General features: G+C 65.4%; 9 protein-coding genes and 2 riboswitches. Of the genes, 2 read left to right on the top strand and 7 right to left on the bottom strand.

Annotated features, from left to right (window positions below; translation table 11 throughout):
* Nucleotides 1-105: 105 nt before the first annotated feature.
* Nucleotides 106-606, bottom strand: a complete 501-nt coding sequence (locus tag ACLQ7E_RS01760) for a CoA-binding protein (protein ID WP_411730818.1) — start codon at nucleotides 604-606, stop codon at nucleotides 106-108.
* Nucleotides 606-1,979, bottom strand: a complete 1,374-nt coding sequence (locus tag ACLQ7E_RS01755) for an O-acetylhomoserine aminocarboxypropyltransferase/cysteine synthase family protein (RefSeq protein ID WP_411730817.1) — start codon at nucleotides 1,977-1,979, stop codon at nucleotides 606-608. Before ACLQ7E_RS01755 ends, ACLQ7E_RS01760 begins: the two co-directional genes overlap by 1 nt.
* A gap of 155 nt (nucleotides 1,980-2,134) precedes the next feature.
* A riboswitch (SAM riboswitch) is annotated at nucleotides 2,135-2,230 on the bottom strand.
* Nucleotides 2,231-2,360: 130 nt separating this feature from the next.
* Between ACLQ7E_RS01755 and ACLQ7E_RS01750 the strand changes: the two genes are divergently transcribed.
* The gene (locus ACLQ7E_RS01750) at nucleotides 2,361-2,912 is read left to right on the top strand and encodes a histidine phosphatase family protein (protein WP_411730816.1); all 552 of its coding nucleotides are present in this window, start codon (nucleotides 2,361-2,363) and stop codon (nucleotides 2,910-2,912) included.
* 33 nt (nucleotides 2,913-2,945) lie between these two features.
* Nucleotides 2,946-3,593 carry a methyltransferase domain-containing protein gene (locus ACLQ7E_RS01745; RefSeq protein ID WP_411730815.1) on the top strand — a complete coding sequence of 216 codons (648 nt, stop codon included), beginning with the start codon at nucleotides 2,946-2,948 and terminating at the stop codon, nucleotides 3,591-3,593.
* 83 nt (nucleotides 3,594-3,676) lie between these two features.
* On the opposite strand, the gene katG is transcribed toward ACLQ7E_RS01745, so the two are convergent.
* From katG to ACLQ7E_RS01720, 5 genes are all read right to left on the bottom strand, one after another.
* Nucleotides 3,677-5,857: a catalase/peroxidase HPI gene (gene katG, locus ACLQ7E_RS01740; RefSeq protein ID WP_411730814.1), complete on the bottom strand. Its 2,181-nt coding sequence runs from the start codon at nucleotides 5,855-5,857 to the stop codon at nucleotides 3,677-3,679.
* Between the two features lie 84 nt (nucleotides 5,858-5,941).
* Nucleotides 5,942-6,370: a Fur family transcriptional regulator gene (locus ACLQ7E_RS01735; protein WP_411730813.1), complete on the bottom strand. Its 429-nt coding sequence runs from the start codon at nucleotides 6,368-6,370 to the stop codon at nucleotides 5,942-5,944.
* 457 nt (nucleotides 6,371-6,827) lie between these two features.
* Nucleotides 6,828-8,858: an acetate--CoA ligase gene (gene acs / locus ACLQ7E_RS01730; RefSeq protein ID WP_411730812.1), complete on the bottom strand. Its 2,031-nt coding sequence runs from the start codon at nucleotides 8,856-8,858 to the stop codon at nucleotides 6,828-6,830.
* 116 nt (nucleotides 8,859-8,974) lie between these two features.
* Complete coding sequence (locus ACLQ7E_RS01725) at nucleotides 8,975-10,630, bottom strand: sodium:solute symporter family protein (protein ID WP_411730811.1); 1,656 nt, start codon at nucleotides 10,628-10,630, stop codon at nucleotides 8,975-8,977.
* Nucleotides 10,627-11,208, bottom strand: coding sequence for an OsmC family protein (locus ACLQ7E_RS01720; protein WP_411730809.1), 582 nt, complete (start codon nucleotides 11,206-11,208; stop codon nucleotides 10,627-10,629). Before ACLQ7E_RS01720 ends, ACLQ7E_RS01725 begins: the two co-directional genes overlap by 4 nt.
* Nucleotides 11,209-11,212: 4 nt before the next feature.
* Nucleotides 11,213-11,302: riboswitch (SAM riboswitch) on the bottom strand.
* Nucleotides 11,303-11,470: the final 168 nt, after the last annotated feature.

Raw genomic sequence — 11,470 nt, 5'->3', positions numbered from 1 at the left:
CGGTACCCGGGGGGGTCCCGGGGGGTCCCGCCAACTACGATGGGCCGGTCCCCTAAAACACTTGGTTTCTGCCACGGACCCTTCGCGTTGCGCCGCTGCTTCAAGCTAGGCGAGCAGTTGGCGCTTGGAGGAGATGACGCCGGTGTTGAAGCCGGCCAGGCGCAGCCCGCCGTGGAAGCGGGCGTGTTCGATCTTCACGCAGCGATCCATCACGACGTTCATGCCGTTGGCCTCGGCCTTCGCCGCGACCTCCTCGTGCCATGAACCCAGCTGCAGCCACAGGGTCTTGGCCCCCACCGCCAGCGCCTCGTCCAGGACGCCGGGCAGGTCGTCGTGCTTGCGGAAGACCTCGACCAGGTCCGGGGTTTCCGGCAGGTCTGCCAGCGACTTGTAGACCGGCTGCCCCAGGATCTCGTTGAGCACCGGGTTCACGAAGTAGACCTTGTACTTGGCCGAGGACAGCAGGTACGTCGATACGAAGTAGCTGGCGCGCGAGGGCTTGTTCGAGGCCCCCACGATCGCGATCGACTTGGTGTTGCGCAGGATGTCCAGGCGCTCGGCGGCATTGGGTCCCACCCAGGTGCGGGCCTCGATGGCGTTGCTCATTACTTGGCTCCCGTCACGGCGGCCGCGCGGGCGGCGTCGATGGAGCAGGCTGCCCCGTCGTAGGTTTCCTCGGCCGGGGCGCCCGCAACCTGCTGCGAGACGGTCAGTGCCTGGTCCAGGTCCCAGAGGATGTCCTCCAGGTCCTCCAGGCCCACCGAGAAGCGGATCAGGTCCTCCGGGACGCCGGCGGCAACCAGCTGCTCGGCGGAGAGCTGCTGGTGCGTGGTGGAGGCCGGGTGCAGCACCAGGGTGCGCACGTCCCCGATGTTGGCCAGGTGGCTGGCCAGCTGCAGTGCCTCGATGAAGGCGGTGCCGGCGGCGCGGCCGCCCTTGACGCCGAAGCTGAACACCGAGCCGACGCCCAGGGGCAGCAGCTCCTTGGCGCGCTCGTAGTGCGGGTGGGATTCCAGGCCGGCGTAGTTCACGTAGGTGATGCGCTCATCGGCCTCGAGCCATGCCGCAACGGCCTTGGCGTTTGCCAGGTGCGAGTCCATGCGCTGGGGCAGGGTCTCGACGCCCTGCAGCAGCTGGAACGCCGACTGTGCCGGCAGGGCCGGACCGATGTCGCGCAGCTGCTCGCTGCGCAGCTTGGTCAGGAAGCCGTACTCGCCGAAGTTGTCCCACCAGGAGACATTGCCGTAGGAGGCCACCGGCTCGGTCATCGCGGGGAACTTGCCGTTGCCCCAGTTGAAGGTGCCGGATTCCACCACGACGCCGCCGAGGGTGGTGCCGTGGCCGCCAAGGAACTTGGTGGCGGAGTGGATGACGATGTCTGCGCCGTGCTCGATGGGACGCAGCAGGTACGGAGGGGTGAGGGTCGAGTCGACCACGAGCGGGATGCCCGCGGCGTGGGCGACCTCGGCCAGGCCCTTGAGGTCCGCGATGTCGCCCGAGGGGTTTGCCACGACCTCGGTATAGACGGCCTTGGTGTTCTCCTGGATGGCGGCGGCGAACTCGGCCGGATCCGTGGAATCGACGAAGGTAGTCTGGACCCCGAAGCGGCGCAGGGTCACGTCGAGCTGGGTGATGGTGCCGCCGTAGAGCTTGGAGGAGGCCACGATGTGGTCCCCGGTCCCGGCCAGCGCCGCGAAGGTGATGAATTCGGCGGCCATGCCCGAACCGGTGGCCACGGCGCCGATGCCGCCCTCGAGGGAGGCGATGCGTTCCTCGAATGCCGCCACCGTCGGGTTGCCGATGCGGGAGTAGATGTTGCCGTACTTTTGCAGCGCAAAGAGGTTCGCGGCGTCGTCGGAATCCTTGAAGACAAACGACGTGGTCTGGTAGATCGGCACGGCGCGGGATCCGTGCTCGGCGTCCGGTGTGCCGCCGGCGTGCAGTGCGCGCGTGCGGAATCCAAATTGATGTTCGGCCATGAGGGGTGGCTGACTCCTTGCATATGCGGGCGACGCCCGTCCACGTTCCGTGGACTTCCATCGCCCTAAGGTGGGGCTGGTTTGCTAACTTTTCCCGGGATCAATGCTGGGTTGCCGTGGCGGGGGCCGGGCAGTCCCAAAGATTGCTTTCGCGCTCTCCATCGTTTCTGGCGGTAGCACCTTCTCCACCGGAGTGTGGAAGGTTGCTGCGGCGTCACTGAACCAGATCTCTCGGCCGCTCGGGATGGTGGTCTGGAATCCATTGTGGCAAGAATTCCCCGATGCGCCAAAGATTGTGAGCTTAGGTTGCGGCAGGAATCCGGCAAATCGAAGATCCTGCAAGAAAAGCGGGACCAAAAGCCGCCCGGTAGGCTTGTGGGCATGAGTGCAACATTGGTTTTGGTTCGGCACGGTGAAACCGCCTGGAACGCCGAGGGCCGCCTTCAGGGTCAAACGGATATTCCGCTCAACGACCTGGGGCGGGCCCAGGCGCACGCCGCGGGACAGTCGCTCGGCTCCGAACCGTGGGACGTCATCGTCTCCTCGAGCCTGGGGCGGGCCATCGAGACCGCCGAGTTGATCGGCCAGAACCTCGGACTCGCCCTCGCCGAAAAGATCGGCGGCCTGCAGGAACGCAGCTACGGCGACGCCGAGGGACACGTGGTCCGCGACCTGCCCCGCGACCAGATCGATCTCCTGTTGCGTTCGGCCGAACCCGAGGACGCCGTGGCAAGCCGTGGCCTGGCCGTGCTGCATGAACTCACCCAGAGCCACCCCGGCAAACGCATCATCGCGGTGGCACACGGAACGCTGATCCGCCTGACGCTGGATGCGATCAGCGGGGGCGAGCGGAGCCCCATCCTGCGCAACGGCGCCATCGTTCAGGTTGACGTCGAGAGGCTGCGGGACCATTTCCGCTCGCCGGTGCACTAGAAAACCCTGCCCGCGCGGGCGCACCATGTGTGCATGAGCGAAACGTTTTTTGGGGAACCTGAGTATTACGCCCGATGGGCCAAGACCTACGACGCCATGATCGGCTCCAAGCTGTACAACAAGGTGTTCTGGGGCACCGACCCCCGGCAGTATTCAATCTTCGCTGCCCAGGCCATCGGCTCCGGGCAGGGTCCGCTGCTGGAGGTGGCGGCCGGCACGGCGCAGGCCACCGCGACGCTTCACGTGGCCAGCGCCAGGGAGACGACGTTGGTGGACATGAGCGCCCCGATGCTGGAGCTGGCGGGCCAGTCCATCGCCCGGGCGGCCGGCGGCACCCTGCCCAAGCGGATCACCCTGGAATGCCGGGACATGCTCTCGCCCTCGGGGGACAAACGCTACGAAACCATTCTCGGCCTGGGGCTGCTGCACCTGGTCCCGGATGTCACCGCCACAGTCAGCGCCCTCGGCCGGCAACTCGAGAACAACGGAAGAATGTTCCTGGCCTCGTTGGTCAAGGGCTCGGCCCGGTCCAACGCCTACCTTGCGCTGCTGAAGGCCCATGGCGACATCGCGCGTGTCCGCACCGCCACCGAGCTCTTTGACGAAGTGCGGGCCAGCGGGCTTGGACCGGTCACGCTTTCCCGGCGCGGGGCCATGGCCTACGTGGAGATTTCGCGCTAGAAACGCGGGATGCGAGGCCAGCACATATGGTGGCGCGAGAGGCGGCGCGGGAGACCCGCCCCGCCTCTCGATTCAGCCGGTGACTACTTCTTCAGTTCGAAGCGGTCGGCGTCCATGAGCTTGGCCCATGCGGCGGCGAAATCGCGGCCGAACTTCTCCTTGGCGTCGTCCGAGGCGTAGGCCTCGGCCAGGGCGCGGAGCTCGGAGTTCGAGCCGAAGACCAGGTCCACGCGGCTGCCGTTGAAGCGGCCGTCGGTGGTGGAGTAGGTCTTCTCTTCGGCGTCCGGGGTCCATTCCAGGCCCAGCTCCATGAGATTCGCGAAGAAGTCGTTCGTCAGCGCACCCGGGGTGTCGGTGAAGACGCCCAGGTTCGAGCCGTCCCAGTTGTTGCCCAGCACGCGCAGGCCACCGAGCAACACTGTCATCTCCGGGGCCGAGAGGCCCAACAGGTTCGCGCGGTCGATCAGCAGGTACTCGCTGGGCATCTTCAGGAAGCCCGAGTCGTAGTTGCGGAACGCGTCGGCAACCGGCTCAAGCCACGCGAACTGCTCCGGATCGGTCTGCTCCTGGGTGGCATCCACGCGGCCCGGGGTGAACGGCACGGTGAGCTCCTGGCCTGCGGCCAGGGCAGCCTGCTCGATGCCCACGTTGCCTGCCAGAACCACGACGTCGGCGAACGAGGTCTTGACCAGTGAGGTGGCGTTGAACTCGTCAACGATTTCCTCGAGCTTGGCGATGACCGGCTTGAGCTGCTCGGGCTGGTTCACGGTCCAGGAAACCTGTGGCTCCAGGCGGATGCGGCCGCCGTTGGCGCCGCCTCGCTTGTCCGAGGAACGGAAGGTCGCAGCGGCCTTCCAGGCGGTGGAGACCAGCTGCTGGACGCTCAGGCCCGAGGCGGCGATCGTGGACTTCAGCGCCTCGATTTCCGCATCGCCCAAGGTCACGGCCGGAGCGGCCGGCAGCGGATCCTGCCAGACGAGGTCCTCGGCCGGGACCTCCTTGCCCAGGTAGCGGGACTTCGGGCCCATGTCGCGGTGGGTCAGCTTGAACCACGCGCGGGCGTAGGCGTCGGAGAACTGCTCCTGATTGTCCTTGAAGCGGCGGGAAATCTCGCCGTAGATCGGGTCGAAGCGCAGGGCCAGGTCGCTGGTGAGCATGCGCGGCTCGCGGTGTGCGGCCGGGTTGTGGGCCATCGGGACCAGATCGGCGCCGCCGCCGTCCTTCGGACGCCACTGCTGGGCGCCGGCAGGGGAAAGGAACATTTCCCACTCGTAGGCGAAGAGGATGTGGAAGAACTCGTTGTCCCAGCGGGTCGGGTGGTAGGTCCAGGTGACCTCCAGGCCCGAGCCGATGGTGTCATCGCCGTGGCCGGTGCCGTGGCCGGACTTCCAGCCCAGGCCCTGCAGCTCCAGCGGTGCGGATTCCGGCTCGGCGCCCTTGTGGGACTCTTCGTTGGCGCCGTGGGTCTTGCCGAAGGTGTGGCCGCCGGCGATCAGCGCGACGGTTTCCTCGTCGTCCATGCCCATGCGGCGGAAGGTTTCGCGGATGTCGATGGCCGAGGCCAGCGGATCGGCGAGGCCGTCCGGACCCTCGGGGTTCACATAGATCAGGCCCATCTGGACTGCTGCCAGCGGGGCGTCAAGCTCGCGGGCCCCGGTGTAGCGCTCGTTGTCCAGCCACACCTTCTCCGGGCCCCAGTAAACGTCGTCGTCGGCTTCCCAGACGTCCGGGCGGCCGCCGGCAAAGCCGAAGGTCTTGAAGCCCATGGTCTCCATGGCCACGTTGCCGGCCAGGATCATCAGGTCGGCCCAGGAGATGGACTGGCCGTACTTCTTCTTGACCGGCCACAGCAGGCGGCGGGCCTTGTCCAGGTTGACGTTGTCCGGCCAGGAGTTCAACGGAGCGAAGCGCTGCTGGCCCGCGCCGCCGCCGCCGCGGCCGTCGTGGCTGCGGTAGGTGCCGGCCGAGTGCCAGGCCATGCGCACGAAGAAGGGTCCGTAGTGGCCGAAGTCGGCAGGCCACCAGTCGTAGGACTTGGTCATGGTCTCGGCGAGGTCGGCCTTCACGGCGTCCAGGTCAAGGGCCTCGAAGGCCTCGGTGTAGCTGAAGTTCTCGTCCAGCGGGTTGGAGACCTGGGTGTTCTTGGCCAGGATCTTCAAGTTGAGCTTATTCGGCCACCACTCGGTGTTTGCACTTCCGTGGGTGGGGTGGGTGCGGCCGCCGCCGTGGAATACGGGGCACTTGCCGGTTGTAGCTTCAGACATGGCTTCCTTCTTAAGGTGTTTTGTTGGTTTAGGGGAATGGACGGGCTTGCAGGGGGACTTCTGGCCGAGTGGGGATCCAGGCGACTAGGAGTCCGCGTTTTGGCACTGGGGACATAATCCCCAGTAGATGACCTCGGCCTCTTCGATGGCGAACCCGTGGTCGTTGGCGGCATGCAGGCAGGGGGAGTCTCCCACCGCGCAGTCGACGTCGAGCACCGTGCCGCAAGAGCGGCAGACCAAATGGTGGTGGTTGTCGCCCACGCGGGTCTCGTAGCGCGCGTTGTGCCCGTGCGGCTGGATCTTGCGCACGACGCCGAGGTGGGTCAGCAGCTTCAACGAGTCGTATACGGCCTGGTGGGATACCGCGGGGTGCTCTTGGCGCACTGCATCACGGATGGCATCTGTATCCGCATGCGGGTTGGCGGAGACCGCGGCGAGCACGGCGACCCGCGGGAGCGTCACACGCATGGACGCCTCGCGCAGCACTTGCTCGAGCTCAACCGGTTTTGTCATGCTTAATAGTTTTCCCACTTATTTTGAACTAGTCAAGATATGGGCGGCTTTGAACTGAAATATTTCGTGGAACCCGGCATCGCGACGTGCGGTCCGGGTGGGCGGGACCGGCCGGGTCGTCCGCCTGCCGGCCCTGGTGGCAAATGTGTCCTGCGCCACCATGCGTATTGCTGCCACGCATGGTGGAGTCGCCCCCCCGCGACGTTGGGAGGGCGGCGGAAGCAAACGTGCGAGGGGTATCCACCAAGGCGCGGCCCCGATGCGGCAACGCACTGGCCCCGGCCGATTGCCCAGGGCAGGATGAAGACACGGGTGATAAATTCTTCGGCAACCCCGCGTTTTTATGACCGCCGAGCCAGGGCCTGTGACGGAGTGCCCGGTTCCCTGACGAACAACAGGGCTGTAGGGGAGAACCCTCCCGGTGCAATATGCCGCCCTCGGCGCCAGGGCGATCGGATCAAGCGACGGGCCGCCCCGATCGTGTCAGCGGCGCGGCAGCGGACCCGGGGACGTCGGCGTCGCAGATCTCCTTGATCTGCTCGATGCACGGCTCGTTTTGCAGACTGGTGGTGTCGCCCAGGGCGCTGCCCTCAAAGAGCTGGGTCAGTAGCCGGCGCATGATCTTGCCCGAACGGGTCTTGGGCACGTCGGGCACGAAGACGATCTCGCGCGGCTTGGCGATGGGCCCAATCTGGGTGGCCACGTGGTTGCGCAGCTCCACAATGAGGGCCTGCTGCTTCGCCAGCGCCTCGCCGGCCAGGTCCGTTCCCACCACCGACTTGTCGAAGGGCACCACGAACGCGGTGGCAGCGTGGCCGGTCTTGGCATCGGCGGTCGGGCAGACCCCGGCCTCGACGACGGCCGGGTGGGTGACCAGCGCGGACTCGATCTCGATGGTGGAGAGCCGGTGCCCGGAAATGTTGATGACATCGTCCGTGCGGCCCAGGATCCAGATGTCCCCGTCCTCATCGAAGCGCGCGCCGTCCCCGGCCAGGAACCAGCCCTGCTGCGCGTACTTCTCCCAGTAGGAGGTGTAATAGCGCTCCGGGTTTCCCCAGACGGTGCGGGCCATGGAAGGGCCGGTCTTGGTGAGCACGATGTACCCCTGCAGGTTCTTCTCCACGGTCGCCGCGGCATCGTCAACGATGTCCACGCTCACGCCGGGCAGTGCCCGGGTGCCGCAGCCCGGCTTGAACGCGGTGTCGTCCTGGCGCGGGGAGAGGATGGTGGCGCCGGTCTCGGACTGCCACCAGGTGTCGACCATGGGGATGCCGGCGGCTGTGTCGCGGCCGACCTGGCTGCGCAGCCAGCGCCACGCCTCCGGGTTCACTGCCTCGCCGACGGTTCCGGCCATCCGGATCGAGGACAGGTCGTATTCGGGGGGGACGTCTTCGGGGAACCAACCCATCAGCGAGCGCACCAGGGTGGGCGCTGTGTAGTAGCTGGTCACCCCGTAGCGTGCGATGATCTCGAAGTGGCGGCCCGGATGCGGGGCATTGGGCACGCCCTCGTAGATGACCTGGGTGACGCCGTTGGACAGCGGCCCGTAGATCTCGTAGGTGTGCGCGGTGACCCAGGCCAGGTCCGCGGTGCACCAGTGGACGTCGCCGTCGCGCTGGGCGGGATCCGGGTTGGAGAAGAGGAACTCGTGGCTCCACGACGCCTGGGTCAGGTATCCGCCGGTGGTGTGGACCAGGCCCTTGGGCTGGCCCGTGGTCCCGGAGGTGTACATGATGAACAGCGGGGTCTCGGCGTCGAAGGCCTCGGGGGCGTGTTCGGTGCTCGCGGTGTCGACCGTCTCGTGCCACCACACGTCCCGGCCCTCGACCCAGTTGATGTCGGTGTGCCCGGTGCGGTTGATGACCAGGACGTGTTCGATGGCGTTGTCGCCGGCGACGGCCTCGTCGGCGTGCGCCTTGACGGGGACCGAGGTGCCGCGGCGGTACTGGCCGTCGGTGGTGACCAGGAGCTTGGCGGCGGTGTCCTCGACGCGGAACTTGAGGGCCTCGGCGGAGAAGCCGCCGAAGACCAGCGAGTGCACCGCGCCGATGCGTGCGCAGGCCAGGGTGATGACAATGGTTTCCACCAGCACCGGCAGGTAGATGACCACGCGGTCGCCCTTGGTGATGCCCAGGGCCTCCAGCGCATTGGCCGCCTGGGAAACGCGGTCCTGCAGGTCCTTGTAGGTGACGGTGGTCCTGTCGCCGGGCTCGCCCTCGAAGTGCAGCGCGACCTTGTCGCCGCGGCCGGCCTCCACGTGCCGGTCCACGCAGTTGTAGGCGGCGTTGAGCTTGCCACCCTCGTACCAGCGCAAGTCGGGACCGCGCCGGGCCACCTGGTCGACGCCGGTGCTGGTGTGGATGGTGTGCCACGGATCGGACCAGCTCAGGCGCCGAGCCGCGGCATCCCAGAAAGCGAGGCGTTCGGCTTCGGTCCAGGAGGCCTCGTTGGCGATGCCCGCGGTGGCAGGGGACAGGGTTTCAGTCATTGTTTTCTCCATCGGTCCGGGCGTGGGCCCTGCGCCGGGTGCTTGTGGGATTGCTGCGGCATCTGCGGCCTGGATGCCCCGGCCGCCAGTGTGGGCAGGGGCTCTGCCGTGAGTGATCAGGGCACCGGAGTGGTTTGTCCGGAACGCGGCTGAAGAGCGCTCCCGGATTCCGCCGGGACCTCCGGTGTTGAAGTGGATTCCGTACCAAAGAACACCGCCAGCGAGGCAAGGATCAGGACGATGAACAACGCCATCCCAACCAACCCGAATCCAGCGATCCAGCCTGCGGTGACACTCAGAACGGCCAGTGACATCACGGTGGCAGCCGCGAATTGTGTAGCTTTGCGGCGCCGGCCCGGCGTTGTGCTGAGCCGCCATTGGGTGGTTAGCAAGGTGACGGCAACCAGCGTGAAGACGTTCACCAACATTCCGACCCAAACAGGGTGGGTGCCAAGGAAGAACTCCTTGGGAGACCAGTCCGCTAGGTGGTTCCAGAGGATGCCGGCGCTGAAACCGGCCACCATCGATGCATAAACGGCGGTGCGTGTGGCCAACGGCCAAAAGAAGACTGCCAGGACTGGGGCCAGGGTCGCGCCGTTGCGCAACGTCCAGGCCAGGACGTTCCACCAGGCGGATTGCTCGGTACGGAGGATGCTAAAGAGGATCATGAGTCCAGTCAGGGCCACCAGCGACCACTGCGTGTAGCGAACCAGCTGCGCCTCGGTGGCCTTGGGGTTGAGTGCGCTGCCGACGTCGCGGCCCAGGGAAGTAGATCCGGAGAACTGGCACGGACCGGCCCAGCCCATGGCACAGGCCCAGACGCCCAGGAAGAACACGCCCACGAGCGGTGCTGGGAGGACCTGTTCGATGTAGTGGGGGATCGCCACCAGGGCCAGGCTCTCTCCGGGCATCACGATGGCCGCCGAAGTGCCGATGAGCGCACCGATGATGATGAAAGGGACGCCAAAGGCGGCAGCCGTGTAGAGGCCCTTCTGGCCGTCCTCTGGTGTTCGGCAAGACATGGTCATTTGGAAAGCGGCCTGTGCCAGCGGCACGTTCACGATGAAGGTGCCGAACCATGCCACGATGAGGGAAACGCCTGCGTTGCCGGGGTCGAACATTTGGGGGTTGGTCTCGGCAAAGTCGATCAATCCGGAGATCCCGGGCTTGGCCAAGATTGCGTATGCGCCCACGAGCAGCATGCCGACAAACACGATGCAGTTCATGGTTTGGTTGAATGCCACTGAACGCATTCCACCTGTCCACAAGAACATGAGCAATAACAAGGCCGTGACGATGACGGCCAAGTGCAAGTTCAGGCCAGTGAAAGCTGTCAGTGCGGAAGCGAAGGCGATCGTGGTGGCAACCGACCACATGGGAAACGTGAAAGCCGTGATAACGCCGGCAATGCCCTTGGCAAGGCGGCCGAAGCGGTCTCCGATGATGCCTGTTACGGTGACGACGAGCTTCTCCCGCAACTTCTTGACCAAGAGCAGCGAGATGAGCAGGATTTGCACGGTCTCGGCCACACCGTACCAAAGCGCGGATACGCCTGTTCGGTAGCTCAGCTCCATGATGGCTATGTAGGAAGAACCAGAGAACAGTCCGGTGATGCAGAAGGCAACCGTCCACGGGCTGAAGGTGCGACCGCCAACAAAGAATCCGCTAGTTTTGCCCAGCGTGCTGCGGCGTTGGGCAAGGCGTCCGCCGAAGACGAGCAGCGCCGTGTAGGACACCGCGAGGCCGATGGTCCACAGTCCGGCCGCGCTCATGCGCTTGCTCCCGCAGCAGTTGTAAGTGCGGTGCGGGGAGCGTATCCGAGCGCAATGTTGCAGGCATCTTCGGCGGAGCCCGGGGCGACTTCAGTGGCGAATTCCCAGTTGATAACCATGTTCACGCCTGCTGTCTTGACCAAGTTGATGGCCGGGCATCTCCGGTGGACTTGCGAGGTGAATTCCCGTTGCAGCTCAGGATCGTCCAGGGCCGTTTCAACATGGATTTCGAGCCGGTAGGAATGGAAGAACGGAGAAACGTCTGCCGTTCCGGCAAACCCACGGGTATCTTGAGTGGCAATCGAGTAGGTCTCCAGGGCAGTGAAGTCGATCCGGAGTTCCTTTGCCACCTGTTCCACAACGACGCTTACGCATCCGTTGAGCGCGCCGGCAATGAATTCCATCGGTGTCGGTGCGTTGTTGGTTCCGCCCACGGCGACAGGCTCGTCAATGTCGAAGGAGAAATCCCGGATTCCGACACGTGTACGCATGGAACCCAGCCAGGTTCCCTTGGCGCGGATGCGCTTGTCGTGGGGCCCCGAAGTGTTGGGCACAGTTGGCAGGGAAGCGGATGTCATGGTCTCTCCATCGGACTTGGCGGTAGCACCGGCCTCAGCGAGGTGGTTGCTGCGGCGTCATAGAGCCAGATCTCTCGGCCGCTCGGGATGGGTTACGACTCAATCAAAGTCGATGCGGTGTCACGGGAGCAAACCGTCCGTAACATGACGGAATCTTCGACCACATGGATATTCTTCACGTATCAACGAAGGATATTTCATTAATTGGTAAAATTTCGATGCTTTGATTCCAGTCTGGCGGCAGTCGGGGGATCTCCGCAAG

It is taken from the genome of Paeniglutamicibacter sp. (genome assembly GCF_046714615.1).
Taxonomy (GTDB): Bacteria; Actinomycetota; Actinomycetes; order Actinomycetales; family Micrococcaceae; genus Paeniglutamicibacter.
This window is presented reverse-complemented; position numbering and strand designations above follow the sequence as displayed.

What these genes read in the sequence shown, in the direction of transcription:
- ACLQ7E_RS01760 (WP_411730818.1), bottom strand. Translation starts at nt 606, where the DNA reads ATGAGCAACGCCATCGAGGCCCGCACCTGGGTGGGACCCAATGCCGCC.
- ACLQ7E_RS01755 (WP_411730817.1), bottom strand. Translation starts at nt 1,979, where the DNA reads ATGGCCGAACATCAATTTGGATTCCGCACGCGCGCACTGCACGCCGGC.
- ACLQ7E_RS01750 (WP_411730816.1), top strand. Translation starts at nt 2,361, where the DNA reads ATGAGTGCAACATTGGTTTTGGTTCGGCACGGTGAAACCGCCTGGAAC.
- ACLQ7E_RS01745 (WP_411730815.1), top strand. Translation starts at nt 2,946, where the DNA reads ATGAGCGAAACGTTTTTTGGGGAACCTGAGTATTACGCCCGATGGGCC.
- katG (WP_411730814.1), bottom strand. Translation starts at nt 5,857, where the DNA reads ATGTCTGAAGCTACAACCGGCAAGTGCCCCGTATTCCACGGCGGCGGC.
- ACLQ7E_RS01735 (WP_411730813.1), bottom strand. Translation starts at nt 6,370, where the DNA reads ATGACAAAACCGGTTGAGCTCGAGCAAGTGCTGCGCGAGGCGTCCATG.
- acs (WP_411730812.1), bottom strand. Translation starts at nt 8,858, where the DNA reads ATGACTGAAACCCTGTCCCCTGCCACCGCGGGCATCGCCAACGAGGCC.
- ACLQ7E_RS01725 (WP_411730811.1), bottom strand. Translation starts at nt 10,630, where the DNA reads ATGAGCGCGGCCGGACTGTGGACCATCGGCCTCGCGGTGTCCTACACG.
- ACLQ7E_RS01720 (WP_411730809.1), bottom strand. Translation starts at nt 11,208, where the DNA reads ATGACATCCGCTTCCCTGCCAACTGTGCCCAACACTTCGGGGCCCCAC.